We start from the raw sequence: 25,318 nt of genomic DNA, 5'->3' as shown, positions 1-25,318 counted from the left end.
CAGCGTTCTCGTCGTCCCCGGCACCCGTCCTGCGGTGTCCCAAGGCCCCCCGCGGCGTGCTCGACTCAGGCCGATCCTGCCCCTCCCGGCGGCAGCGGGAACGGCACCACCGCCACCGTTACGTTGTCGTGCCCGCCGCCGTCCAGCGCGTAGCCGACCAAGTGCTGCGCCGACTGCAGCGGCCGGGTGAGCGCGTCGGGCGGCACCGCGGCGGCCATCTCCTCGGCGGACTCGGCGTAGTTCCACAGTCCGTCCGTGCACACCACCACGACGCCCGGCTGGTCGGGCTTGAACGAGGCGGTGTGCGGGTCGATCTCGTAGGCGTCCGCACCCAGCCAGCCGGTGATGGCGTGCGCACGGGGGTCGGCGTACGCCTCCGTCTCGCTCATCAGCCCCGCCGCGACCATCTGCGCCGCCCAGGAGTCGTCCTCGGTCAGCCGCGCGGGAGGCGCCGAACGGTCGTCGGGCACCCAGTAGGCCCGGCTGTCCCCGATCCAGCCGACGGTCAGGATGCCGTCCGCGCTCAGCGCGCCCACCACGGTGCAGGCCGGCGCGTTCTTGGACGGCTCGACAGGCGCGTCGGCCGCCAGTGCGTTGACCGCGTCGGAGGCCGCCACCAGCGCCTCGTGCATCGCCTGTTGCGGGTGGCGGCCCTGTGGCAGCGCCTGGCACAGCGAGGTACTGGCGGCCTCGGCGGCCGCCGCTGACGCCTCGTCGGGGCGGGTGGCCGAGGAGACACCGTCGCAGATGACGGCGAAGGTGGCGGGGGTGCCCTGCGACGTGGTGGTCTCCGCGATGGCGAAGAAGTCCTCGTTGCGGTGGTGCCGCAGCCCGCGGTCGCTGGCCGCTGCGACGGTGTCCAGCGCGCGCTCCATGTGGTCGCGGTCCCGGGGCTGTTTGTGACCGCAGTGCTCGCAGTAGCCGTCGCTGTCGATGGTCCCGGTGCCGCAGGCCACACAGACGGGACCGGACGGCTCGTCGGCCGTTCCGCTGTCGCCTGCCATTCCCCCGCCGCCTGCCGCCGCTTGGACGCTCCCGGCTGCGGAGGCCCCGCCGGGCTCGTCCAGGACGGTGCGCGGGTCGGGACCGGTGGGCGAGTCGGTGCCGGTGCGGGGATCGGGACCGGTGGGAGCCGAGGCCTCGGGCGGCACCGGCCCTGCGTGCGGCGCCGGGGCTTCAGGCGGCGCCGGGGCCGCGGGTGGCGGCGGAGGTACGTCCAGCGGTGCCGGGGTGCCCGGCAGCGGCGGTGTCCCGGGCTGTTCCGCGGCGGGCGGCAGCGCGTAGTCGGGCTCGGCCTCCGTGGGCGCCTGCGCGGACGCGGGCGCGGCCGTCGGCGGGGCCGCGGGGGGTGGCGACGGAGGCGGGGGCGGATACCCCGGCCCGGCCGGGCCTGCCGCCGGGAGACCGTCGGGGAGGGTGGGAGTGCGCGGGGCGGGCGGCGCGTCGCCGTGCCCCGCACGGCCCTGTGCGGCGGCAGCGGCGGCAGCGGATTCGAGATCCGCGCCGCACGCGCCGCAGAAGCGGTCACCCTCCTCGAGCGGTTCCGCGCAGCTCGGGCAGGCGGAGAGTTGGTGCAGCTGAGGCATGGTCACACCCACGTCCGGGGGCGGAGACGGTTGGCCCGTTCCACCAGTTCGATCCTCTCGGTTCCGCTCTGCGCGAGCCGGGCGAGCAGCCGGTAGGAGCGCTCCAGGCCGAAGCGCAGCCCCTCCTCGGTGAGCGGACTGTCCAACAGCCGTACCCCGGCACCGGGTGGTGCCCCCGGCGCTCCCGCAGGCGCGGGCCCGGGGGCGGCCCCCCGGGCGGGGACAGCCTGGCACAGCAGCCAGTCGAGTGCGCAGCCGAGCACCTCGCAGGTCAGCTCGTGGCGGCGGACCGCGTCCAGTCCGACGTGTTCCAGCTCGGCCACCTGCCGCGCCGCCGCCTGGAGGTCCTCCAGCAGCGGCTCGTGCGGTGAGCGCTGCCGCAGGCGTGCCCGTACCGCCGCCACCCGGGCCGCGGTGTAGTGGATGGACGCCTCCGGCACGGACTCCAGCACCTGTACGGCGCCTTCCCTGTCGCCCGTGGCGAGCCGCACCCGCGCCAGGCCGAACGCGGCACTCACATACGACGGGTCGGCCGTCCACACCAGCCGGAAGTACTCGGCCGCGTTGTCCAACTGGCCGAGCAGCTCGGCGCAGACGCCCAGGGCGAGCTTGGGCGCGGCCTCGCCGGGGAAGGCGTCGTAGACCGCGTCGAAGGACAGCGCGGCACTCTCCCGGTCACCCGTCACCAAGGACGCCAGGCCGCGGTACCAGACCACGCGCCAGTCGTCGGCGTGACGCGCCTCCAGGGCTTCCAGCGCGTCGAGGGCCGCCCCCGCGCCCTCCAGACCCTCCCCCTGCTCCAGGAGCGCGCGCAGCTTGCGCAGTCGCAGCTCCAGGGACTCGTGCGGCGCCCCCTCCAGCGCGGTGAGCAGGTCGGCGGGTGAGGAGGCCATCAGCCCGGCCAGGAGACCGGCGTTGGGGTCGGTGGGATCGACGCGCGGTACGGGCAGCGCCAGCGCCGTCGGCCGCGTCCGGAGCGGCGCCAGCGCGATGCCGCCCGTCGCGGCGGCGGGCGGGGTGCCGTCCGGGGCGCCGTTGGCCGGGGCGGGGAACGAGGCGAGCGGCGCGGGCTTGGCCGTGACCGTGGCCGTCGCTGTGGCGGACGCCGTGGCGGACGCGGGCCGGGCCTGTAGCGCAGCCGGCTCCTTGGCGGTGCGACGTTTCTTCACGCCGGGGTCCCGCGCTCCCAGCAGCGAGGCCCGACCGGAGTGCTGCGCGAACAGTTCGCTGTCCACGACCCGCGCTTCGGGCCCGAAGAGGGTGGACAGCGCGGGGCGCGGCTTTCCGGTCTGCAGGGCCACCACCTCGCGCAGCACGCCCAGCAGTTGGTCGGACATCTCCTGCGCCGAGGCGAACCTGCGCCCCGGGTCGGGGTCGGTCGCGCGCACCAGGAGCCGGTAGAAGGACTCGTACCGCTGGAAGACCTCGATGTTCTCCGGGTTGGGCAGGCTGTCGACGTACACGTTGGTGTAGCCCTGGAAGTCGAAGGTGAGGACGGCCAGGGTCCGCGCCACGGTGTACAGGTCGGAGGCGACCGAGGGGCCCTCCTCCGCGACCTCCGGGGCCTGGTAGCCCACGGTGCCGTAGATGGCGCTGTCGTCGTCGTCCACCCGGCGCACCGCGCCCAGGTCGATCAGCTTGAGCTGGTCGCCCTGCTGTATCGCGTTGTCGACCTTGAAGTCGCAGTAGAGCAGATTGCGGCTGTGCAGATGTCCGAGGGCCTCCAGCGCCTCGATGCCGTAGGCGCACGCCTGCTCGACCGGGAGCGGGTCGCGCTTCCCTTCGGGGGTGCGGCGACCGTTGGCGATCTGTTTGAGGGAGCTGCCGCCGACGTACTCCATGACGATGTAGCCGTCGAGGCTCCCGGTGCGCTGGTCGAGGTGTTCGACGAAGTTGTAGATGCGCACGATGTTGGCGTGCTCGATCTGGGCCAGGAAGCGCCGCTCGGCGATCGCGGCGGCCATCGCGTCCTGGTCGCCGGTGTCCAGCAGGCCCTTGAGGACGACCCACCGGTCGGAGACGGCACGGTCGACGGCCAGATAGACCCAGCCCAGGCCGCCGTGCGCCAGACAGCCGGCCACCTCGTACTGGCCGTGCACGATGTCGCCGGGGCGCAGCTTGGGCACGAACGAGTAGGGGTGGCCGCACTGGGTGCAGAACCCCTCCGTGCGGCCCGGCCTGCCACTGCGTGCGCGGCCGACGGGCGCGCCGCAGTCGCTGTTGCTGCAGAACCGCTTGCGCTCGGGGACCTCGGGGTTCTCCAGTACGACGCCTGCCGGGTCCGGTTTGGGCACCAGGGGGATCTGCACCAGGCCGGCGCCCAGCCTGCCCCGGGACGAGCTCTTGGCGGAGGAGCGGCCGCTGCGGACGGAGACCGAGCGTTCGGTGCTGCGGCCGGACAGCGAGCGGGAGAGCCGCCCGGAGACGGAGCGGCGGGAGGAGTGGGAGCGCCCCGAGGAGCGGGAGGAGGCCCGTGAGGAGGAGCCGGAGCGCGCGGAGCCCGAGGAGCGGCCCTCGCGCCCCGGGCTGGTCATGCCGGTCGGTGCCGAGCCCAGTACGCCACCGGGTGCCACCACGGGCGCGAGTCCGCAGGTGTTGCAGTACAGCTCGCCCGCTCCCATGTCCTCGTAGACGCCCTCGCACTGCGGCCGCTGGCACGGCCGGTTCTGCTCGCTCGACTGCTCGCTCACTCTGCCCCCATGTTCATCGCTCCGCCGGCGGCGTCCTGAGCGTCCCGCTGCCGCTGCCGGAGTGCCTCCTGTGCCGCCGCCTGGTAGCGCAGTACGGCGTCCTCCGCGGCCCGCAGGTCGCAGGGCGCGCTCCACAGCATCCGGCGTGCCACGTCGTAGCGCTCGATCAGGAGGCGGTCCTCGGCCAGGCCGTTCTGTGCCACCTTGGCTTTGTACGCGTCCAGACGGCCGCGCAGTTCCGCGCGGACGGCCAGTGGTGCGGTGACGGCCGTCAGCTGGGCGCGTGCGCGCTCCAGTTCGTCCTCGGCGCGCTCCTCCAGGCTCTCCAGCAGCGGGGAGAGCCGGTGCCACTGTGCGTGCCTGCGGTACTCGGCGGCCGTTGCGAGCTGTTCCTGCAGCACGGTGGGCGGGCCGCTGACGGCGGGCACCTCCGAGGCGGCGATCTTCGCCAGCACCTCGCCGCGCGCCGCACGGGCCTCGGCGAGGGTGCGGTCGGCGCGGGTGAGCAGGTCGCGCAGTCTCATCAGCCGGGTCTCGGCGTCCTGCCGCACGGCGAGCACGGCGTCGATCTCGCGCCGCACCTCCTCCAGGGCGCGCGCCGCACTGTCGTAGCGGGTGGTGTCGGGTCTGCCGCCGCCCGGTGCGCCGCTGCCTCCGGTCGGGGTCCAGAAGGCGAGCGGGTCCTTGAGCACCTCCTCGCGCAGGGCCTTGAGTTCGGCCGTGGTGCGTTCCAGGTCGTCGGCGGCCGGGTGCTCGCCGGGGCGCACGCCCACCGAGTGCGCCAGGGAGCGTACGCGGCCCAGTTCGGCGGCGAGCAGGTCGATACGCGCCGGAAGCGCCGACCACACGGAGTCGGCCGCCGCCACCACGTCGAGGGCCTGCGCGTACCACTCGTTCATCCGCTCGACGAGCCGGCTCAGCGTCATCTCCTCGGCGAGCCTGGGGGTTTCGGTGAGGCTCGCGCCCGGGGTACCCGGCAGCGCCCCGCCGGGCACGGTGAGGGTGCCGCGCAGCAGCCGGGTCAGCTCCACCAGGTCGTCGCGGCTGGGCCAGCGGCGGCGGGCCCGCAGCTCGCGGGCCTGGTGCAGGGTGCGCGAGTAGAACTCGAACCCGTTCCACAGCGCGGTGATGGCCGCCTCGGCCCGTGCCCAGCGGTGCGCTGTCGTCCCGGCGAGCTGCGCTCCCTCCAGCAGCCTGCGTCCGGCGTGGTCCTGGAGCGCCAGCAGGGAGGATTCGACCGCCTCGTGCTCGGCCTCCAGCCGCTCCAGCACGCGGTCGGTCTCCTCCCGGCTCATCACCTCTCCGGCGGCACCCGCGGGCCCCATCGATCACCTCGCTGTTCGACTCGTACTCACGGACCGGTACATCGGCAACACGACCACGGCAACCGGTTCAGTCACGGTAGAGCGGTTTGGGCGGTGCGGGCTTCTTTCCTTCCGTACCCATCATGTCGTCGGCCAGCCAGCGGTCGTAGGCAGACTTCCACTTCTCCTTGCGGTAGTCCTCCAGAACCTTGTTGACCCTGCGGACGAGATCCTTGTCCTCCAGGTTCATCGCGATGCCGTAGGGCTCCACCGTCTCCGGCTCCCCGATGAGTTCGACGGAGGGGTCCTGAGCGGCCAGTCCCGCGCCCAGCGCGCTGTCGGTGACCGTGGCGTCGGCCTCCCCGAGCTGGAGACGCACCAGGCAGTCGAGTTGGCTGGGCACCACGACGGGCTTGGCGCCCAGGGCCGCGTACCGGGGGGACTTCATCATCTCCTCCGCCGTGGAACCGGACGAGTAGCACACACGTTTCCCGCGCATGCTGCTGTCGAAGCCCTTGACGCGGGCCCGTTTCTTCGGCACGACCAACTGCTGTCCCGCCTGGAAGTACGCCGTGGAGAAGGCGACCTGGCCGAGGCGCTCACAGTTGATCGTCATCGTCCGTACGACCATGTCCACATCGCCGCCGCGGATCGCGGGGATGCGCTGGTCGGTGGGGATGGTCCGGTAGGTGATCTTGTCGGGTCCCGCCCCGCCGAGCAGATCGCGGGCGATGGCCTTCACCAGATCGATGTCGAAGCCCTCGATCTTGCCGGTTGCCGGATCGCGATAGCCCCACAGATAGCTGTTCTGGTCGACGCCGACGACCAGTTTGCCCTTCTTCTTGATGCGCTTGACCGCGTCGCCCGAGGCACCCGACGGCTTGAGACTCTCGGCCGGGTTGTGCCCGTCCTCGCACTTCTCCGGCTCGGGCTCGGCCCCCGGCACGGAGGCGGAAGCGGGCCTGGCCGGCGCCGCGCCGGTACCGCCCCGCGCCACTTCATGCGCCGCGGTGCCCGTGGTACCGGTCGGGCCGGTGTGCGGCACCGTTTGGACGAGTACCGCGGCCGTCACCGCCAGGCCGCCCGCGGCGACGGCCCACGGCTTGCGGCGCGGCCAGCGGCCCCGGCTCCGACCCCGGTCCGGGCCCCTGTCCCGGCTCCGCTCGTCCGCACTGTCCCGCGCGAAGTCCCGCTCCGTCATGACCTTCCCCCTCCTCACCGGTACTCCGCGAGCCTGCGCCCGATGCCCAGCACAGCGGCGGCGGCGCCCAGCACGGCCAGCGCCAGCGCTCCGGCCACCAGTCCGTCGAACCAGTCACGTCCGGCATCCGCGGCCTTCTCGAACTGCCGCTGCTCGTGCGCCGTTGCCCTGCTGAGGCTGTCGTCCACCGCGTCGAAGCTCTCGCGCGTACTGTTCTCGGCGCCGATCACGCGGTCCACCGCGTCCTCGTAGTCGCCCCCGTCGTCCTCGGCGCGCGCCTGCTTGTGCCGCTGCTGCCAGGTGCGGACGGCGCGCTGGGCGTCCTCCACCGCGCTGCGGCCCGTACGGTCGTCCGCCACCTCGTGGGCGTCCGCCAGCAGGCCGCCGCGTTTGTCGCCGCCATGGTCGCCGCCCTTTTCGCCGTCCTTGCCACCACCCTTGTCGCTGGATGCGCTGTTGCCCGCGACCTTCGCCATCTGCTTCCGGTAGCTCTCCTCGTACGCCGCGCCGCCGCCGCGCGCCACCAGCGTCATGTTCTCGTCGCCGCGCGCCTGGAGGGTGCCTATCCGCGCCTCGTTGAGAGCCTGCAAGGAGCGGGCGCCGGTGGCTTCCGACTCGCTCAGCCCGGAGCGCGCCCCCACGTGCCCCGCCGTCAGCCACACCAGCAGCGCCAGCGCCGCGGCCGTGGCGCCGAGCAGCCCGCGGTTGAAGACCCGGTTGGTGCGGCGGTAGTTGCGGCGCTGCGCCCAGCCGAGCGCGGCGAGCGCCACCACACCGCAGCCGACGGCGAGCAGCGGCCGGCTCCTGGCGTCGTCCAGGTCGCCGCCCAGCCGCCTGGTCTCCGCCGTGTACAGCTTGCGGGCCGCCGGCAGCAGTTCGCCGCGCATCTTCTCGTTGGCGTAGCGCAGATAGGCGCCGCCCAGCGGGAGTCCCTGCCGGTTGTCGGCGCGTGCGGACTCCACCAGTCCGGTGTAGACCGGCAGGCCGCGGTTGAGGATCGCGATCTGCCGCCGCGCCGTGGGCGAGCCCCCGGAGTTGGCGGCCGCTTCGGCGAGCAGTTCGGACGCCTCGCGGATGTCCTTCTCGTAGCGGCGCCGCTCGGAGCGGGGCTCGTCGCCGCCCGCGAGGAAGCCGCTGGAGGCGGAGGTGTCTGCGTCGGCCAGCGAGCGGTAGATGTGCGCCGCGTCCGCGCTCAGCGGCTGGCTGTGTTCGACCACGGCGTCGGCCGCGGTGACCCGCTCGGAGACCTGCCACGCCGAGACGGCACCGAACAGCACCAGGAGCGCGGCCAGTACGGCGCCGATGGCGCGCAGCCGCCCGGGCTCGGTGGTCGCGGCCGTACGCACTCGCTGTACGCCCTCGGACCACGCCGTACGGCGCGGAGGGCCGGAGGCGCCGAGAGCGGCCTCGTCGGGCTCGGGGGCCGTGCTCCCGGCGGCGACCGGGGCGGTGCCCTCACCGGGCCCGTCCGGCGGCACCGCCGGGACGGGTGGTGGGGTCGGTGGCGCGGTCGGCGGCTGTGTCACGGCTGGAGCCCTCCCCCTCGGTCGCTGGCAGACACCTGGCCGGTGCGCTCTTCCCGCTCCCTTCCGTGCGGCCCCCGGCTCCCCTGCCCGGGTCCGCGGGCGACAGGCCGCCCCGGTGGTGTGGTGCCCAGGCCAGCAGTATGGCCGTCGCGGCCGCCGCCCACAGGGGCTTGACCGGGATCTTGTTCCGATCGCGACCAAATGTCCGGCTTGCCGTGCGGCTGTCGAGCCGACTGTTCTCCTGTCCTCCCTCACGCCTGGGGCGGGAGCGACGGTTCCCAGGCCGGTCCCCAGGGCGGCCTGTACGGTGCCGCAGCGTGTCCGTACGGTGACGTTTCCTGCCCGGGCCCCCACTGATGGTCATGCGAGACCGAACAGATGGTCACGTGAGACCGGAATATCGGATTCAGCCGCTACTCTCCGCGCATGTCCAACGCGATCACAGCCGACGGGCTGCGCAAGCGCTACGGGGAGACGCAGGCCGTCGACGGTGTCTCCCTCGAAGTACGGCGCGGCGAGTTCTACGGCATCCTCGGCCCGAACGGTGCCGGCAAGACCACCACCATGGAGATCCTGGAAGGGCTGCGCGAGCCCGACGAGGGAACAGCACACCTGCTGGGACACCCCTCCTGGCCGCGCGACCCGGCGCTGCTGCACCGCATAGGCGTCCAACTGCAGGCCTCCGCGTTCTTCGAGCGGCTGACCGCCCGTGAGCAGATACGTACCTTCGCCGCGCTCTACGGACTCGACGAGTCCCGCGCCGACGAGATGCTGGAGACCGTCGGACTGACCGAAAAGGCCCACACGCGGGAGGACAAGCTCTCCGGCGGCCAGGCGCAACGGCTGTCCATCGCCTGCGCCCTGGTGCACGATCCGGAACTGGTCTTCCTGGACGAACCGACCACCGGTCTTGATCCGCAGGCCCGGCGCAACCTGTGGGACCTGCTGCGCCGCATCAACGCCGAAGGCCGCACGGTAGTGCTCACCACGCACTACATGGACGAGGCCGAGACCCTGTGCGACCGGGTGGCCGTCATGGACAACGGCCGGGTACTGCGGGTGGGACCGCCCCGCGCGCTCGTGGAGGAACTGGGAGTCGACACCCTGGAGGACGTCTTCCTCCAGCTGACGGGGCGGGAGTACCGCGAGTGAAAGCCTTTCTCAGCCTGTCGCTGGCGATGGCGCGCGGCCTGGCCCGCGACCGCGCGGCAGTGTTCTTCACGATGATCTTTCCGCTGATGTTCCTGATGCTCTTCGGCGCCCTGTTCAAGGACCAGGGGGTCGGCAAGTCCGAGATCGTGCAGGTCGGCGCCGTCAAGGTGCTCGACGACATGCCGGACAAGGAGCGCGCGGGGCTGCGGGACGTCCTCGAGGTCGAGAAGACCGACGGCTCGGCGGCGGCCCGCAAGGAGGCGCTGGAAAAGGTACGCAAGGGCGACGCGGACGCCGCCGTCTTCCAGCGCGACGGCAAGGTCCAACTGCGCTACTCCGCCGCCGACCAGGTGCGCTCGGGCACCGTGCAGGGGCTGCTCGACAGCATCGTCCAGCAGGCCAACCAGCGTGCCACCGGTCAGCCGCCCGCCTTCGCGATGCACTCGGGCAGCGTGGAGGACGAGAGCACCAAACCGATCCAGTTCCTCACCCCCGGGCTGCTGGGCTGGGCGGTGGCGATGGGCGGCGTCTTCGGCTCCGCCTTCAATCTCGTCAGCTGGCGCAGGAAGCGCATCCTGCGCCGCCTGTGGCTCGCCCCGATCAACGCGCGCGCAGTCGTGGGCGCCCGCATCGGCGTCAACCTGATCACCGCCTTCGCGCAGACCGCGATCTTCCTGACGGTCGCCTCACTCCCGTACTACGGGCTGAAGCTGACCGGCCACTGGTGGCTGTGTCTGCCGCTGGTCGCCTGCGGAACCCTGGCGTTCATGTCCATAGGGCTGCTGGTCGGCTCGTTCGCCAAGACGGAGGAGGCCGCCAACGGGCTGGCGCAGATCGTCATCCTGCCCATGGCCTTCCTCTCCGGCGCCTTCTTCCCGCTGGACAGCGCACCGCAATGGGTGCGCACGGTCAGCGAGTTCCTGCCGCTGAAACACCTCTCCCAGGCGATGCAGGACGTCCTCAGCCGCGGCGAGAGCTGGGGCGCTGCACTGCCCGTGATGGGCGGCCTGCTGCTGTTCGCCGCCGTACTGACGCTGATCGCCTCCCGGCTGTTCCGCTGGGACGCGGCGTAGCGGTCGGTCCGGAGAGGGCGGGGTGGCTGTGGGCTCGTCCCAGGGCCACCCCGGGTGGTGGTCCTAGGACCACAGACCTCGCCCGCCCCGTCTGCGACCATGGACGGGTGATGGAGATTCCGCGCGGCAGTCTGGAGACGCAGACCTTCTACGAGCAGGTCGGCGGCGAGGAGACTTTTCGACGTCTGGTGCACCGCTTCTACCAGGGCGTCGCCGAGGACCCTCTGCTGCGGCCCATGTACCCGGAGGAGGACCTGGGCCCCGCAGAGGAGCGGCTGACGCTCTTCCTGATGCAGTACTGGGGCGGCCCCCGCACCTACAGCGACGCGAGGGGGCACCCCCGGCTGCGGATGCGGCACGCGCCGTTCAAGGTCGACCAGGCGGCGCACGACGCCTGGCTGCGGCACATGCGCGACGCCGTCGACAGCCTGGAGCTGCCCGAGCACCTCGAGGCCCAGCTGTGGAAGTACCTCGTCTACGCGGCCGGATCGCTGATCAACTCGGCGGACTGAGCGCCCGGGCGGCCGAGCAGCCCGCCTGAGCGACGGGGCGCCTGAGCGAACGAGCCGACGGGCCGGCCCCCACCGGAGACCGGCCCGTCGGAACGCCTCTGCGCCGCGTAAGTCAGGCGCCCAGGTCCATGCGCGACGCCCCGGACGCCCTCACACCGGAGTGACGCTCAGGCCGCCGCCCGCACCCGGGCGCTCACGGCGCCGTACGGCCACCGAGCCGTACGCCGTCCGCAGCCGCAGCCAGGCGCCGGACTCCAGCAGCACCGCGGGCTCCGTGCCGCGCAGAAAGCCGAGCGCGTGCGCCGCGTGCGCGGCCCGCAACGGCAGCCGCGTACGCCCCAGCGGACGGGACCAGATCTCCTCGGCGAGCGCGTCCAGCGTCTGCCTGCCGCGCCGCTCGGGCGGCAGCTTCTCGGCCCGTTCGCGGAACTCGCCGACGGCGGCGGCAGCCACCGAGCCCACCGCGTCCACCGGTACCCGGGCGAACTCCTGCCAGCCGCCGCGCGGCGGCAGCACGCCCGCCCAGGACGGCCCGGTCACGGCCTTCGGCACGCCGACGGCCTCCCGCTCCTCCTCGACCAGTTCCAGCAGTTCACCGGCCGCCACCGTCACATCCAGTTCGACCGGCTCCAGCAGCCTGCCCGTCCGCACGGCGAGCACCTCGAACCGGGCGGGTTTGGCGAACACCGCGGCCACGCCGCCGCCCGCCTGGATGCGCACGGCGGCGTTCTTCTCCCAGCGCACCAGCCGCTCCAGGAAGGCGGCCAGCCCCGCCGCCTCCCCCGGGTCGGCGAAGACGAGCCGGTCAGCCGCTGTGGCTGTCATCGAAATAGCCCTCCAGGAAGGAGCGCTCGGCCGCCGACAACCGCCGCAGATGGCCCTCCTTCAGGTTGTACGGAACCACGACCGTCCGCGCCCGCACATACGGGCCCGACTCGGCCGCCTCGTCCTTGATCTCATAGCCGAACGTGACCGAAGCGGCGGTCAGCTTCTCCACCCACAGCTGCACCGTCACCGGGTCGGCCTGGTGGACGAGCTGCCGCAGATAGTCGATCTCGTGCCGGGCGACGACGGTGCCGCCGGTGAACGCCTCCGGGTCCGTCCCACGCGCGGCCCGGGTCAGGAAATCGATCCGGGCCTCCTCCAGATACCGGAGGTAGACCGCGTTGTTGACGTGCCCGAAGGCGTCCATGTCCGACCAGCGCAGCGGGCACCGGTAGCTGTGCCGCACCCGCTCAGCTCCGGGTGAGCTTCTTGTACGTCGCCCGGTGCGGACGCGCCGCGTCCGGACCCAGCCGCTCGATCTTGTTCTTCTCGTACGACTCGAAGTTGCCCTCGAACCAGAACCACTTGCTCTCGCCCTCGTAGGCGAGGATGTGGGTGGCCACCCGGTCCAGGAACCAGCGGTCGTGGGAGACGACGACGGCACAGCCCGGGAAGTCGAGCAGCGCGTTCTCCAGCGAGGAGAGCGTCTCCACGTCCAGGTCGTTGGTCGGCTCGTCGAGCAGCAGCAGGTTGCCGCCCTGCTTGAGGGTGAGCGCCAGGTTCAGCCGGTTGCGCTCACCGCCGGAGAGCACACCGGCGGGCTTCTGCTGGTCCGGGCCCTTGAAGCCGAACGCGCTCACGTAGGCGCGCGAGGGCATCTCGACCTGGCCGACGTTGATGTAGTCCAGCTCGTCGGAGACGACCGCCCACAGCGTCTTCTTCGGGTCGATGTTGGCGCGGGTCTGGTCCACGTAGGAGATCTTGACCGTGTCGCCCACCTTGATGGTGCCCGAGTCGGCCTCCTCCAGCCCCTGGATCATCTTGAACAGGGTGGTCTTGCCCGCACCGTTCGGCCCGATCACGCCGACGATGCCGTTGCGCGGCAGCGAGAAGGACAGGTCGTCGATGAGCACCTTGTCACCGAACGCCTTGTGCAGGTTCTCGACCTCCACCACGACGTTGCCCAGCCGCGGCCCCGGCGGGATCTGGATCTCCTCGAAGTCCAGCTTCCGCGTCTTCTCCGCCTCGGCCGCCATCTCCTCGTAGCGGGTCAGCCGGGCGCGGGACTTGGCCTGCCGCCCCTTGGCGTTGGAGCGGACCCACTCCAGCTCCTCCTTGAGGCGCTTCTGGCGCTTGGCGTCCTTCTGCCCCTCGACCTTGAGGCGGGCCTGCTTCTTCTCCAGGTAGGTGGAGTAGTTGCCCTCGTAGCCGATGGCCCGGCCGCGGTCCAGCTCCATGATCCAGCCGGCCACGTTGTCCAGGAAGTACCGGTCGTGGGTGATGGCCACCACGGTGCCCGGGTACTTCGCCAGGTGCTGCTCCAGCCACTGCACCGACTCGGCGTCCAGGTGGTTGGTCGGCTCGTCCAGCAGCAGCAGGTCGGGCTGCTCAAGCAGCAGCTTGCACAGCGCGACGCGGCGCTTCTCACCACCGGAGAGGTTGGTGACCGGCCAGTCGCCGGGCGGGCAGCCCAGCGCGTCCATGGCCTGCTCCAGCTGCGCGTCCAGGTCCCAGGCGTTCGCGTGGTCGAGCTTCTCCTGGAGCTTGCCCATCTCCTCCATCAGCTCGTCGGTGTACTCGGTCGCCATCTGCTCGGCGATCTCGTTGAACCGGTCGAGCTGCTGCTTCGTCTCCGCGACACCGTCCTGGACGTTCTCCAGCACCGTCTTGGACTCGTCCAGCGGCGGCTCCTGCAGCAGGATGCCCACGCTGTAACCCGGCGAGAGCATGGCGTCACCGTTGGAGGGCTGCTCAAGACCCGCCATGATCTTGAGCACGGTGGACTTGCCCGCGCCGTTGGGGCCCACGACACCGATCTTCGCGCCGGGCAGGAAGCTCAAGGTGACGTCGTCGAGGATCACCTTGTCGCCGTGCGCCTTGCGCGCCTTGCGCATGGTGTAGATGTACTCAGCCAAGAGGAACCGTCCGGCAATCTGTAGGTAGTCGTACGCGGCCAGGCCGCGCGGGTCGTCATGCGGCAGCGCGCCGCGGGTTGAAGTGCGGCCGCACCACGTAAGGCATACGCACCCCATCTTGCCGCACCGGGGCCCCGCCCCGGAAACCGCATCTGGGCCGGGGACCGGGAACGGCCACCGGGGCCGGTGTCGGGAGGGGCCTGCGAACCGCTCCCGGGTTGTGCGGGGACGACTCGAGGGTAGTCGGAGGCGGCTCGGGGGTGCGCGGAGGCGGCTCGGGGGCTGCGCTGGAGACGGCGGGGAAGCGGTGACGGACGCGGCTCGGAGCAGCAGTCCGTCACATGCCGTCGTAGCCTCGTCACCCGGCTTCCGCCGTACACCCGTCACACGCGGCGGGACAGGGCGGGCCGCCGCCGTCAGTGGCGGCGGCGCAGGATACGGAGGGTGGTCACCCCCACCGCGAGGAGACCGATCGCCAGGGCCGTCAACAGCCGGGTCCCGCCACCGCCCGTCTCGGCCAGGTCGCCCGTCCCCGCCGCGGCGGCACCCCCGCCGACCGTCGCGGGCCGCTCCACCGTCGCGGCCGCCTTCTGCTGGGTGATCCCGCCCCCGGCTGCGGACGTCGTGCAGTCCAGGACACCGCTGAACGTCTTCGCGTACCCGTTGGGCCCGCGCACCGGAATCCGGTACGGCTGGTCCTCGGCCACCGGCACCGTCACCGTCCCGCGCTTGCCCTCCGCGATGTCCTCCCGCTGCTTGCCGACGCGCAGCGGGAAGGCGGCGTCACCGCTGTTGACGACGGTGATGTCCACCCCGGACCCGTCGCAGTTCTCCGAAGCGGTGGTGGCGAGCAAGGGTCCGTGTGCGGCCCAGTTGACGGCGGCGGTCGCGGAGACAGTGGACTGGCTCGACCCGGCGACGATCTGGGCCTGCCCCCGGCCGCGCTCCCCCGCGCCGGTCAGCACGCGGCCCACCGGCACCTTGGTGGCCGTCTGCGCGGTCAGCGAGGCACTCCCGGCATCGACCCCCTCGGGCAGGTCGAAATAGAGCTTCGTCCCGTTGTGGGCGGTGCGGACCCGCTTGCCCTTCCCGTCGACGATCCGTACCCCCCGGGAGGCGGCGCGCGGCCCGGGGGCCACGCTCACCGCGGCGGCCCTGGTGCGGACGGTCACAGGTCCTGGGCGCTCGCCGCTCTTGCCGGAGACCTCGGCCTTGTCGAACGTGAGCGACGGCCCCGGCTCGCGCATGGAGCGGGCCTTCTTCACCAGGTAGGCGGCGAGCTTCTGGGCGGAGGGGTCGGCGGCGGTGATGAGGGGGCGCTTCGGGGGGCCCTCCCCCCTCCCCCCTCCCCCCGCAGCCCCCCGTGCCCCGTTCTCGGCGAACCTCCAGATGGCGACCTGCGTTCCGGCAGCGGCCGTCTGCGGCGTGAGCCGCTTGGCACCCGCTGACTTCGCCAGCGCCTGGAGGTCGTTGCGCCGCGGATAGGAGTGCTCCACTATCCAGCGGATCTTCCCGGCGTTGCGGTTGCCCGACAGCGACGAGGACTTCCACTCCCCTTCCGCGTAACGCGACTGCTCTCGTATCGGGTTGAGCGCGTCGAGCCCGTAGGTCTGCAGCGTGCCGCCCCCGTCGACGGACATCTCGAACAGCCCGGCGCCGACCTTCTGCTTCTCCCCTCCCACGGTGACGACCGCCTGGTCGCTGGTCCGAAGGCCGTTGAGCGTGGCCATCGCTCCGCTGCGCTGCTCGGATATGGCCCCGGCGAACGCTCCTTGGGCGGCGGGCGCGGCGGCAGACCGCGTCGTCGCATCGGCCGCGGCCGCCGGCCCGCCGCTCCCCGCCACGCCGGTCGCACACAGCCCGGTGGCCGCCGCGACAACGGTGAGACGGCGGACCGCCCGCGCGCGTACAGAAGTCATGGTCTTCCCCTCTTGGCAGAACCTCCCCCCGGCCGCGTCGCCCACGTACCGCTGGTCCACCGCAAAGCTCTGAACCCCCTGGTCAATACGGGTGGGATCGTAAGGAGGGGAACGGCGCGCAATCCCCAGGATTCACGGTGGCCACACATTCCGACTCGCAATCGTTATCGCCGAATCCGGCGGACCGGGACGATCAAGACGCACCGCGCTGAGCTGGAACGCCTCCTTCCACTCCCTCTTCCGCCTCCCCTTGGGGCACCTCGACCGGCGCCCCGGCCAGCGCCCCGCGCGGCGAGACGGCCGGCTCGTCGCCGGGCGCCCCGAACGGGGGCGGCCCGACCGTGTCGACCGGCGGCCAAGCCGGTGCCGGACCCCGGGTCAGCTCCGGGTTCGCCCTGGAGACGCGTACGAAGGCGGAAGTTCCGCGCGCCAGGTCGTGGCCGACCGTCGAGGCCATCAGATCCGCCGTCAGATACCGCCTCCCCTCCCGTTCGTCCTCCACGATCCGCAACTGCCCCCTGACGACCACCGGTTCGCCGCGCGCCACGGAGGAGGCCACATTGGTGGCCAGCCCCCGCCAGGCCCACACGGTGTAGAAGCTGGTGGACGCGTCGGTCCAGCAATCCCTGTGCTTGTCGAACCGCCGGACGGTGCTGGCCAGCCGGAACCTGGCGACGGGCACCCCCGACGGTGATGTCCAGTGGTCGACCTTCGTCGCCACGTTTCCCGTCACCGTCACATACGTCTCGTTCATCCGGACCTCCCCCGGGCCGCAGCCGGTTGCTGCCTCGGGACACCGCCTCGGTGTCCCGTGCGGATTCCAGAGTGGGGGCGGAAGCGAGGGCGTGGGGGAAGAAATTCTCAGCTGTGGATTACTCGGAGGTTGTGCACAACTCGGTCACTCCTGTGGGTGAGTCGTTCCCGGAGTGCACCGGCGCGCCGCCCGCGTCCCCGGCGACCCGCACCGCGCCCGTCTCCGCGACGGCACCCGTCGGGCCTGTGACTCCAGTGGCCCCTGCGGCCTCTGTGACTCCTGTGATGCCTGCGCCCGCCGCGCCCGCGCCCGCACCACCCGTCACCCCGGCTGCCGTGCCCGTCCCACTCGCCGTCCCGGCCGTGCCCACGGAGCCAGCCGTGCCCGCGGTGCCCGCGCCCCCAGCGACCAGGTCGCCCGCGGCAGCCGCGACGGCCGCGGCCGCGGCATCCAGCGCGCTGACGGCCTCGGCGACTTCGGCGACTCCCGCAGTCCCCGCGGCGGCCGCAGCCCCTGCCGCTCCCACGGTTCCGCCGCCGTCCACCGGCTGCTCCGGCACGGCGGTGCCCACCGCGCCGGCCGCGACCGCGTACTGCTCGCGCACCTGCCGGTACCGCAGCAGTTCGGCGGCCACCGGCTCCAGCACCCGGGTCCGGCCGCAGCACGCGGCCAGCTGGCGCAGCCTGCGCTCTTCCTCCAGCCCGTACGTCCGCGCGGGGCCACGCGCGGCTCTGCGGCACGCCCACGCGAGCACAGGACCCGCCAGGGTGGCTGTCAGGAAGAACGCTCCGGGCAGCAGCACGGTTCGGTCGACTCCGCCTGCGAGGACCACGACCACCACCGCCCAGACGGCTCCCACCGCCTGGAGGGCGAACAGCAGCCACTGGCCGGCGAGAGCCGCGGTGTGCCAGGTCGGGCGCGGCACCCGGGCCAGTGCCCCGCCGACACGCCTGCCCGCGCCCGCGCTCCCGTGCGCGCCCCCCTCCGCACTCGCCTCCGCGTGCTCGCCCGTGCCCAAGCCCGCGCCCGCGCCCGCACCAGGGTCCGCGCCGGCCCCGCTGCTGTACGGCGCCTGGTCCGCTACGTTCGCCGACGCCGTCTCGGAGGCGCCCGGCGCCCCGGCGCCCGCCTCCGACAGCGCACCCCCCGGCCCGGGGACGGCGGCGCCGTCCGCCCGCCGCTCGTGACCGCCGCTCCAGCCGGCCGATGCTTCGGCAGAGGGCTGCTGGCTGGGCACGCTCGGCACACCTGCCGTGGCTGCGGCCGCGGACGCGGACGCGGCGGTCCTCGACGGCGAGGCGGCGTCCATCCCCAGGGCGACGTCCGTCATCGACGCCGTGATGGCCGCCGTCCGCGCCGCATCAGGACCGGAGGCGCACGCCTCCATGACCTCGTCCAGCACCTCGGGCAGCCCGGCGGCGCCGCGCCGCGCCGACTCCCGTACGGTGCGCGCCCAGGGGGCGGGGAGCCCGCTCGCCGCCGCGTCCGCGAGCTCCCGTACGGCCTGCGCCACCACCGGCCGGGCGGCCAGAGGCTGCTGCAGCGTTCCACGGCGGGCCGAAGGCCGGGCGTCGGCGGCCTCCGTCCGCTCCCCGGCAGCGGCCTGTGACGGCTCGTCCTTCTCCTGCTCCGGGGACGGCTCGGCGGGTTCCCGCTCCTGGGTCGGCCTGGAGGCGTACCAGCGCAGTGCACGCACCCAGGGGATGCCGGAAGAGTGCTCGGCCTGGCGCAGCCACGCCCGTTCGGCGGCCTGCCCGGCGGCGGCCGCGCCCACGGCGACGGCGAGGCGGTCCTCGAAGTCCTCCCGGGCGTACTCCGTCAGCCCGATGGGTCCCTCCTCGATACCGGGCCCCGGCTCGACGTAGACGGGACGCAGCCGCTCCATGGCACGGTCCAGGTCGGCGGTCAGCCGCAGGACTGCGGCGCGCTGCTGTGCGACGAACTCGCCCAGCTCCTCCCGCAGTACGTCGATGCCCTCGTGGGTGAGGGACGAGGCGGACAGGACGACCGCGCCCGGCTCGCCGTGCTCGCCCAGCGCCATTCCGTCCTCGTCCAGCAGCCGCCGCAGGTCGTCCAGGACCGCGTCGACGGCGTCCCGGGTGAGCCGGTCCGTCTGGTTGAGGACGAAGAACGTGACCTCGGCGTGTCCGGCGAGACTGCGCAGATAGCCCTCGTGCAGCAGCGCGTCGGCGTACTTCTCCGGGTCGACCACCCACACCACCGCGTCGACCAGTTCCAGCATCCTGTCGACCTGTTCGCGGTGCCCCGGTGCGACGGAGTCGTGGTCGGGAAGGTCGACCAGGATGAGGCCGCTCAGTGTGCCGTCGTGCGTACGGTGACGTGCGTGCTGCGGGATGCCCAGCCTGTCGAGCAGCCCGTCCGGCCCGCCGTCGCTGTACCGTCCCGCCTCCCAGGTGCAGGCCACCGGAGCCGCGGTGGTGGGGCGGCGCATCCCGACCTCCGAGAGCCGTCCCCCTGTCAGCGCGTTGAACAGGGACGACTTTCCGCTGCCTGTCGCACCCGCCAGAGCGACCGTCGTGTAGGAGCGGGGCAGCCCTCTGCGGGCCGCCGCCTCGTCCAGCACCTTCCCCGCTTCCGCGAGCACCTCGGCGTCGAGCCTGGTGCGGGACAGTCCGACGAGTTCGCTCAGCGCGGCGAGTCGCTGCCGCAGCACGTTCTCTCCCGCGTCACAGCGGGGGTCTCTGCGGATGTCCCTGCGCAGATCGCGGCAGATGTCCCGTTCGACGCTCCTGGGGGGAGCGGTTTCGGCAGTGGTTTCGGCAGTACGCGCGGCTCCCTTCGCCTCGCCTTCCTGCGCCTCGCCTCCTCGCGCCTCTGTTCGCTCGGCCGGACCGACGTCCTGGGCGGTGGCGAAGCCGGGCCCGGGGTGGTCCGCTCCTCGCTCCGAAGGGTCCGTCTCCGGAGCGTGCCCCTGCGGATCCGGCGCCCGGAACCGGTCATCCGGGACGGCAGCACGCTCAGCGGGCTCCGCATGGCTGAGGCGCTCGGCGGGCTCCGCGTAGCTGTGCTGTTCGGGGGGCTCCGGGTGGCCGCCGTGCTCCGTACGCTCCGCGTAGCCGCCGTGCTCGGCGCTTTCCGTGTACGCCCCCTGCTCGGCGGGCTCCCTCCGCATGCCGCACTCGGGGGACGGATCGGCGTGCTCCGCGTGCGTCCCGTGCTCGGCATACGACGTGTCGTGCTCGGCGTACGGTGCGCCGTGGTCGTCGTGCTCGACGCGTGCCCTGCGAGCGATGACGCCGTCGTCCCAGGCGGGTTCAGACGCGAGCGCGTATGCGGGTACGGCCGGTACGACAGGTGCGGTCGTCGGCCCGTCCTGCCGCGCCTCCCGCCGTTCATCCTGTCGTTCGTCCCGACGGGGGGTTCCGGGACCGTCGCCCTGTTCGCCGGGCGTTCGCGGCTCACCCTGCCCGACCGGTTGTCCGCCCGATCGGCCGACCGGTTGCCCCGGTACGCGTCCGTTCTCGTACGGGTCGGGGTCGGCAGGTGCGGTCTCGGACTGCTGGCGCGGCAGGTCGGCGGTGGCGGGGTGACGGGCCGCAGCTGTGTCCGTCTCGTTCCGCTCGGGGGACTGCCGGGGCGGGGTGTCCTCGCCGTCCAGGCTGAGTTCGAGCTGGCCTTCAACGGGCTCGCTGTGCGGACCGACCCAGACGTCGGGCCAGTTGACGCGCCAGCGCTCGAACCGCTCGGGCGGCTCGCCCGCCGCCGGGTTGGTGGCATCGGTGGACGTCACTGCGGTCACCTCTCCATGTGCGCGCTTTGCAGACCGCGCGCGCCGTCCTGGCCGAGCGGGGCGCGCGTCGGCGGGAATTCACGGGCGGTCACGTCCGTCCTGTTCAGCTCCTGCGGCTGGTGGAGATCGCGCAACTGGTGCGGCTCGTGCAGCCCGTGCGTTCTGGTGAGCTTGTTCAGTACGGAGAACGCGGCGATCAGTTCCATCTGTGGTTCGGGCCCGGCGTTGAGCGCCCGCAAGGGGCCGAGGCGGATGTCGCGCTCGCCGTGCAGCACGCGCTGCACACAGTCCTCCAGTAGTTCCGCGCACTGTTCGCGCAACTCCTGGGCGCTCTCCTCGCCGAGCAGTTCCTCGAGCGCGTCGTCGGCGCCGGCTGCCCGCAGGCCGCCGAGGAGGGAGGCGGCCAGCAGCCCGGCGGCACGTTCCACGTCCTCTTCCGAGCAGGTGGCGCGGGCGGCGGCCTGGGTCTCCTCCTCGGCCAGCTCCTCGACGCAGCGGCGCCATCTGCGCACCATCACACCGATCCGGCCCGTTGCCTCGTCGCGCTCGCTCTGGCCACCGGGGAGGAGCTGGGCGCAGCCCTCCACACCGGGTACGCCGCGGCCCAGTTCGGCGATCCGTTCGTCGGCCGCCGCGACCGCGCCGGACAGCAGGGCGGTCAGTCCGTCGGCGAAGGCGTCGAACAGTTCGTCGCCCGAGCTGTCGGTGGGGAAGCTGCGCCAGTGCTCGGCGGCGTCGCCCGCCAGCAGCTCCCCGGTGGCGATACGGGTACGCAGCCGTTTCCCGGCGGCCTCGTAGGCGGTCTCGATGTACCGGGTGAGCCGCTGTGCCGCCGCGTGCTGTGCGGCGCAGGAGCCCGCGAGTGCGGTGATCCGCGGGCGCAGCGAGGCCAGCGTTCCGTCGGCGGTACGGCTGGCGGCCGCATAGCGGGCGTCGGCGTCCCTGGCGCGCTCTTCCAGCCATTCGCGGAGTCCGCAGACGGCGGAGACGGGCAGCAGCCCGGAGCCGCCCGCGGACTCGGGCAGCTCGGGGATGGTGAAGCGGGGCACCTGTCCGAGGCCCTCGCGTTCCAGCAGCAGTCCGTACTGCGCGGTGACCTCGGCTGCCAGCTGGTGCGGCACCCGGTCGAGAACGGTGGCGAGGGTGACGTCGTACTCCCTGGCGGTGCGCAGCAGATGCCAGGGGATGGCGTCGCCGTAGCGCGCCGCGGTGGTGACGAGCACCCAGATGTCGGCCGCGCAGACCAGCTCGGCTGCCAGGTCGCGGTTGTGCGCGACGAGGGAGTCGATGTCGGGCGCGTCGAGCAGGGCGAGCCCCCGGGGGAGGCCGCTGTCGGTCTCCAGGCGCAGGACACGCCGGGGCTCGCCCCGGTCGGCGTCCCACTCGGACTCCCAGTCGGCGTCCGGACCGGCGTCCCAGCCCGGCTCCCAGCCGGCGTCCCGACGGGTGCTGTCCCGGCGGGCGTCCCGGCCGGTGTCCCGTCCTGCGCCGTGGACGGCGCCCTGGGCGGTGCCCTCGCCGGAGCCCCATTCGGTGCTCCAGTCGTCCCCCCAGCCGCCGGTCCTATCGGCCGCCGTCCGGTCGCCGCGCCCGTCACCGAACCGGTCCCCGCACCCGTCACCGAACCGGCCTCCGAAGCGTCCACCGAACCGGTCGGCGGCGTCGGCCGTACCGTCGCTGTTTCCGTGCGGGCCGGGAGAGCCGTGCGCGCCCCCGCCGCCGAGCGCTCCTCCGCCGCCGTAGGAGCCACCGGCGCCGTGCGTGTCGTGGGCCCCGCCGTTCGGGCCGGACATGCCCGGCGCCCCGAGCATGCCGGGCGTGCCGGTTGACGCGTCCTGCCGGGGCATCCAGACCCGTTCCAGCCGGGGAAGCACCCGCTGCCCTACGAACCAGCCCCGGTCGTCCGGGTGACAGACCAGCACCGGCGTGCGGGTAGTGGGCCGCAGCACTCCGGCCTCGCTGACCTTGCGCCCCACGAGCGAGTTCACCAGCGTCGACTTGCCCGCGCCCGTGGAGCCGCCGATCACCGCGAGCAGCGGCGCCTCGGGGGTGCGCACGCGCGGGACGAGGTAGTCGTCGAGCTGGGCCAGCAGCTCGTCCCGGGAGCGGCGGGCGCGCTCGGCGCCCGGCAACGGGAGGGGGAAGCGCGCGGCAGCGACGCGCTCCCGCAGTGCGGTGAGCGCATCGAGCAGTTCGAGCCGTACGTCCAAGATCGCCACATGGGCAGAATGCCCAATTTTGCGGCAGTTTTGAAGCTTATTCGCTGTTGCGGACGATGGAAATGGGTGCTTTCACCATCGAATGACCCCTTTCGCACCATTCACACCGCATGACCCACCTGCCACCCGGCCGCCCCCATAACGACTGCGCAACACCCGTCTCCCACGCCGCCAAAACCGCTGCGTGAATCGCACCCGCCTGCGATTATCGGGACCGCTTCACGGAACCTCCACATAGCGTCGCGGACGTGAAGCGCGCAGGACGAGCCGCACGGCCCCCTATCCTTGACCCCGCCGTGGTCACGGGGGGCGGCGAGCCCGCCCACCCGCGACGGAGGCCGGCCCCCGTAGCTCAGTGGATAGAGCAGGCGCCTTCTAAGCGCTTGGCCGCAGGTTCGAGTCCTGCCGGGGGCGCGCACCACCCGCCCCTCCCCGGAGGGGCCTTTTTGCTGCTCAGAGCACCTGTGGCCGGAAACGCCATTGCCCGGGCCCTCCCCATATCGCTGCGGGGTGGGTCCGGGGCTGTCCGGCTGTCACCGGGTCTCTGCGGGTGGCCGCGTCGCATACGTGTCGAAGAACGCCGGGCCCTGGCTCAGGTGTCCGTCGGAACGGCCAGGAGATCCCCGCCGGCCTCGATGCGCTTCTTCAGGTCCTGGAGCCAGCCGGAGACACAGCGGGCGTAGATGGAGAGCAGGACCGGGACGCTGTGGGTACGCCGTCGTTCAGCCAGTTCGTGAGGCACGTGTGCCGCAGGTCGTACACCCGCTTGCCGCGCGGGGACGCGTGCTGTTCGGGCGTGAGGATCTCCGCCCGTGCTCTCCGCGGCGCGCGGCGGATGACGGAGCCCGCGAGGATGCTGCCCCGTTCTCCCTGGAACAGCAGATCGCTGGGGTTCAGCTCCTCGGCTTCGATGTGCTCGCGGAGAAACCGCGTGAGGGCGGGACGGCACGGCGCCGGCCGCATGTCGTCCTCCGCACGCCCGCTGCGATGCCCTTCGGCTTCGTCCACATCGCGGCCCGTGACGTGGAGAACGCCGTCGGCCTTCGCGGGAGCGCTTCAGCACGAGCGTGGCGTCAGCGGCACCGGCCAGGCCGTTGGTGCCGGAGGCTTCCGAGAGGAAGTAGTCGGAGCCCGCCTTGCGCACGTGGTGCACGAGGACGCCGGCGACGCCGTAAGGGTCGGCGATGGGTTTTGCGTGGCCGACCGAGGCGTAGTCCGCGTCGCATGCCGGTGCACCCGGGACGGACGGACCACGCATCTCGGCGAAGACGTCGATGACGACCATGCGCGCGTCCGGGTTGCGCTCCAGCCACTGGCAGATGGCTTCGTTCCCGCCCTGCGGCAGCGGCGGGAAGGTGGTCGCCGGCGTCAGCCCCGGAGGGGCCGGACGACCGCCGAGGATCTTGCCCATGCGGGTCTTCAAGCGGCGCGAGGTGTCCTCCAGCGCGAGGCAGAGCACCGGTCCGCCCTCCACGGGCACGGTGTCCATGGCTTGCCTCCGGCCGCCACGGACAGGACCGGCCCCAGGGAGAGCCAGGACTTGCCCACCTCGGGTGGCCCGGCCAGCAGGTTGAGGCCCTCGGAGAGGATGCCGGGCACCGCCCGACTCCGGGTGCGCAGCGGCGCGAGCGGATGAGTTCCCAGCTGGTGGTCCGGCTCAGGTCGAGCACAGGCATGGCGTCCTGCCTGGGACAGTCCTCCAGTCACGAGGGCCGTGTGGGTCAGTCGTACAGCTCTGGCTCCTCGGCAAGGATGTCACGTGCCGCGTACCTGTGAGATTGTCAGCCGACTGAGGTTGTCAGCCGACCCAACTGCGCATCAGCTGTCGCAGTTGCTCATCGATCAGTGCACCATCGTGCACCGCGGTAATCACTACGCCCCAGCAATTGACCGCGCGGGAAATTGATGTCGGGCTGGGAGTGGAAGGGACGCCGGCGAAGCTGTCCACTCGCACCAGGCCGGAAGGAACTCGCGGCGGCTCCCTCAGCAACGCTTCCATGGCTTCGTGGGCGCTGCTCGGGGAGAGCCCTACGGCGAGTCGGGTCTGGTCGAAGAGGCTGAGGCAGCTGGCACTGCTCAGCCGCTCATGTTCTTCAGGCTGCTGACAAGGCACTTCGAATTCCAGAGGGCCGGGCTCCCCTGGGATGTAGGAGCCACCGACCAGCAGTGACTCGATGACCCCCTCGGCCCCCGTCCGCCTCACTTCCGTCAGCCATCGAATGCTCACCCTGGACGGAGCAATCGCAGAATCTGCCGGCCTGCTGTTCCGGAGTGACCGAGAGAATCCGAGACGAGCCCTCTCGTCATACTTCTTCACTGCGATTTCGAAATCGCCAGTATGCACAGTCAATACGTTCTTCTTGCGTTTCCATGCGAGGACTGCCAGGGAGGCACGCAGGTCGCTCTCGATCACAACGAGACACTCCCAGCCCGATGTCTGCACAACAAAGAACGAAACCTGTCGTCGGCCAACCCCCTTCAAGCTGCGAAAAAATCGATCAGAATCAAGGGTCTGACCCGCGACGTCCTCAAGCCCCTGAAGCTTGGCTTCATAGATTCCAGCCAGGTAGTTCGCCTCGGCCTCGGAAACCGGGATCATGCCGCTGCCGGCGCCGAGTGCGTCAATGGCAATGCCGGCCGACTCCCAGCCTGCTTCAGCCAGTTGCGTGCACAGCTGCAAGGCATCGCTGAGAAGTATGTTTCGACTTGGTCGGGTCGCCACTGCAGAACT

General features: G+C 72.3%; 16 protein-coding genes, 1 tRNA gene and 3 pseudogenes. 4 read left to right on the top strand and 16 right to left on the bottom strand.

Annotated elements, in window-relative coordinates:
• Positions 1 to 65: 65 nt before the first annotated feature.
• From HC362_RS22070 to HC362_RS22050, 5 genes are all read right to left on the bottom strand, one after another.
• Positions 66 to 1,586 carry a PP2C family serine/threonine-protein phosphatase gene (locus tag HC362_RS22070; RefSeq protein WP_243085731.1) on the bottom strand — a complete coding sequence of 507 codons (1,521 nt, stop codon included), beginning with the start codon at positions 1,584 to 1,586 and terminating at the stop codon, positions 66 to 68.
• Between the two features lie 2 nt (positions 1,587 to 1,588).
• Entirely contained in the window at positions 1,589 to 4,207 is a 2,619-nt protein-coding gene (locus tag HC362_RS22065; RefSeq protein ID WP_243088755.1) for a serine/threonine-protein kinase, read from the bottom strand.
• A gap of 65 nt (positions 4,208 to 4,272) precedes the next feature.
• The gene (locus tag HC362_RS22060; RefSeq protein ID WP_243085730.1) at positions 4,273 to 5,601 is read right to left on the bottom strand and encodes a hypothetical protein; all 1,329 of its coding nucleotides are present in this window, start codon (positions 5,599 to 5,601) and stop codon (positions 4,273 to 4,275) included.
• Between the two features lie 67 nt (positions 5,602 to 5,668).
• Entirely contained in the window at positions 5,669 to 6,781 is a 1,113-nt protein-coding gene (locus HC362_RS22055; protein WP_243085729.1) for a glutamate ABC transporter substrate-binding protein, read from the bottom strand.
• Between the two features lie 14 nt (positions 6,782 to 6,795).
• Entirely contained in the window at positions 6,796 to 8,307 is a 1,512-nt protein-coding gene (locus tag HC362_RS22050; protein WP_243085728.1) for a hypothetical protein, read from the bottom strand.
• A 426-nt stretch (positions 8,308 to 8,733) separates the two neighbouring features.
• Between HC362_RS22050 and HC362_RS22045 the strand changes: the two genes are divergently transcribed.
• The 3 genes from HC362_RS22045 to HC362_RS22035 all read left to right on the top strand — a co-directional run bounded on the left by HC362_RS22045 (position 8,734) and on the right by HC362_RS22035 (position 11,044).
• On the top strand, positions 8,734 to 9,459 hold the full coding sequence (locus tag HC362_RS22045) for an ABC transporter ATP-binding protein (RefSeq protein WP_243085727.1): 726 nt from the start codon (positions 8,734 to 8,736) through the stop codon (positions 9,457 to 9,459).
• On the top strand, positions 9,456 to 10,532 hold the full coding sequence (locus tag HC362_RS22040; protein ID WP_243085726.1) for an ABC transporter permease: 1,077 nt from the start codon (positions 9,456 to 9,458) through the stop codon (positions 10,530 to 10,532). The genes HC362_RS22045 and HC362_RS22040 overlap by 4 nt, the downstream gene beginning before the upstream one ends.
• Before the next feature lie 110 nt (positions 10,533 to 10,642).
• Positions 10,643 to 11,044, top strand: a complete 402-nt coding sequence (locus HC362_RS22035; protein WP_209263782.1) for a globin — start codon at positions 10,643 to 10,645, stop codon at positions 11,042 to 11,044.
• Between the two features lie 150 nt (positions 11,045 to 11,194).
• Here the strand turns inward: HC362_RS22035 and HC362_RS22030 are convergent, their stop codons facing one another.
• From HC362_RS22030 to HC362_RS35085, 8 genes and pseudogenes are all read right to left on the bottom strand, one after another.
• On the bottom strand, positions 11,195 to 11,869 hold the full coding sequence (locus HC362_RS22030; RefSeq protein WP_209263781.1) for a hypothetical protein: 675 nt from the start codon (positions 11,867 to 11,869) through the stop codon (positions 11,195 to 11,197).
• The gene (locus HC362_RS22025) at positions 11,850 to 12,275 is read right to left on the bottom strand and encodes a thioesterase family protein (RefSeq protein ID WP_243085725.1); all 426 of its coding nucleotides are present in this window, start codon (positions 12,273 to 12,275) and stop codon (positions 11,850 to 11,852) included. Before HC362_RS22025 ends, HC362_RS22030 begins: the two co-directional genes overlap by 20 nt.
• A 4-nt stretch (positions 12,276 to 12,279) precedes the next feature.
• Entirely contained in the window at positions 12,280 to 13,944 is a 1,665-nt protein-coding gene (gene ettA, locus HC362_RS22020; protein WP_243085724.1) for an energy-dependent translational throttle protein EttA, read from the bottom strand.
• 416 nt (positions 13,945 to 14,360) lie between these two features.
• Complete coding sequence (locus tag HC362_RS22015) at positions 14,361 to 15,863, bottom strand: thioester domain-containing protein (RefSeq protein WP_243085723.1); 1,503 nt, start codon at positions 15,861 to 15,863, stop codon at positions 14,361 to 14,363.
• A 193-nt stretch (positions 15,864 to 16,056) separates the two neighbouring features.
• Positions 16,057 to 16,617 carry a single-stranded DNA-binding protein gene (locus HC362_RS22010; protein WP_243085722.1) on the bottom strand — a complete coding sequence of 187 codons (561 nt, stop codon included), beginning with the start codon at positions 16,615 to 16,617 and terminating at the stop codon, positions 16,057 to 16,059.
• Positions 16,618 to 18,004: 1,387 nt separating this feature from the next.
• Positions 18,005 to 19,288: pseudogene (locus HC362_RS22005) on the bottom strand (GTPase); the annotation flags it as partial.
• A gap of 1,085 nt (positions 19,289 to 20,373) precedes the next feature.
• Complete coding sequence (locus HC362_RS22000) at positions 20,374 to 22,161, bottom strand: ATP-binding protein (RefSeq protein WP_347568542.1); 1,788 nt, start codon at positions 22,159 to 22,161, stop codon at positions 20,374 to 20,376.
• A gap of 39 nt (positions 22,162 to 22,200) precedes the next feature.
• Positions 22,201 to 22,578 (bottom strand): annotated as a pseudogene (locus HC362_RS35085) (dynamin family protein); the annotation flags it as partial.
• A gap of 350 nt (positions 22,579 to 22,928) precedes the next feature.
• Between HC362_RS35085 and HC362_RS21995 the strand changes: the two are divergent.
• Positions 22,929 to 23,001 (top strand) — tRNA-Arg (locus HC362_RS21995).
• Positions 23,002 to 23,179: 178 nt separating this feature from the next.
• Here the strand turns inward: HC362_RS21995 and HC362_RS34940 are convergent.
• The 3 genes and pseudogenes from HC362_RS34940 to HC362_RS21985 all read right to left on the bottom strand — a co-directional run bounded on the left by HC362_RS34940 (position 23,180) and on the right by HC362_RS21985 (position 25,309).
• Complete coding sequence (locus HC362_RS34940) at positions 23,180 to 23,329, bottom strand: hypothetical protein (RefSeq protein ID WP_279240184.1); 150 nt, start codon at positions 23,327 to 23,329, stop codon at positions 23,180 to 23,182.
• Positions 23,330 to 23,776: 447 nt separating this feature from the next.
• A pseudogene (locus HC362_RS34935) lies at positions 23,777 to 24,186 on the bottom strand (AAA family ATPase); the annotation flags it as partial.
• Between the two features lie 199 nt (positions 24,187 to 24,385).
• Positions 24,386 to 25,309 carry a hypothetical protein gene (locus tag HC362_RS21985; protein WP_243085721.1) on the bottom strand — a complete coding sequence of 308 codons (924 nt, stop codon included), beginning with the start codon at positions 25,307 to 25,309 and terminating at the stop codon, positions 24,386 to 24,388.
• Between the last annotated feature and the right edge of the window lie 9 nt (positions 25,310 to 25,318).

Origin of the sequence: Streptomyces sp. 891-h, assembly GCF_022760275.1 — a bacterium.
Classification (GTDB): domain Bacteria; phylum Actinomycetota; class Actinomycetes; order Streptomycetales; family Streptomycetaceae; genus Streptomyces; species Streptomyces spirodelae.
The sequence above is the reverse complement of the archived record's forward strand: the minus strand, read 5'-3'. Positions and strand labels throughout refer to the sequence as shown.

Excerpts from the sequence above, each read along its gene's own strand:
- HC362_RS22070 (WP_243085731.1), bottom strand. The coding sequence starts at position 1,586 with ATGCCTCAGCTGCACCAACTCTCCGCCTGCCCGAGCTGCGCGGAACCG.
- HC362_RS22065 (WP_243088755.1), bottom strand. The coding sequence starts at position 4,207 with ATGGGAGCGGGCGAGCTGTACTGCAACACCTGCGGACTCGCGCCCGTG.
- HC362_RS22060 (WP_243085730.1), bottom strand. The coding sequence starts at position 5,601 with ATGGGGCCCGCGGGTGCCGCCGGAGAGGTGATGAGCCGGGAGGAGACC.
- HC362_RS22055 (WP_243085729.1), bottom strand. The coding sequence starts at position 6,781 with ATGACGGAGCGGGACTTCGCGCGGGACAGTGCGGACGAGCGGAGCCGG.
- HC362_RS22045 (WP_243085727.1), top strand. The coding sequence starts at position 8,734 with ATGTCCAACGCGATCACAGCCGACGGGCTGCGCAAGCGCTACGGGGAG.
- HC362_RS22035 (WP_209263782.1), top strand. The coding sequence starts at position 10,643 with ATGGAGATTCCGCGCGGCAGTCTGGAGACGCAGACCTTCTACGAGCAG.
- HC362_RS22030 (WP_209263781.1), bottom strand. The coding sequence starts at position 11,869 with ATGACAGCCACAGCGGCTGACCGGCTCGTCTTCGCCGACCCGGGGGAG.
- HC362_RS22015 (WP_243085723.1), bottom strand. The coding sequence starts at position 15,863 with ATGACTTCTGTACGCGCGCGGGCGGTCCGCCGTCTCACCGTTGTCGCG.
- HC362_RS22010 (WP_243085722.1), bottom strand. The coding sequence starts at position 16,617 with ATGAACGAGACGTATGTGACGGTGACGGGAAACGTGGCGACGAAGGTC.
- HC362_RS22000 (WP_347568542.1), bottom strand. The coding sequence starts at position 22,161 with ATGTCCGGCCCGAACGGCGGGGCCCACGACACGCACGGCGCCGGTGGC.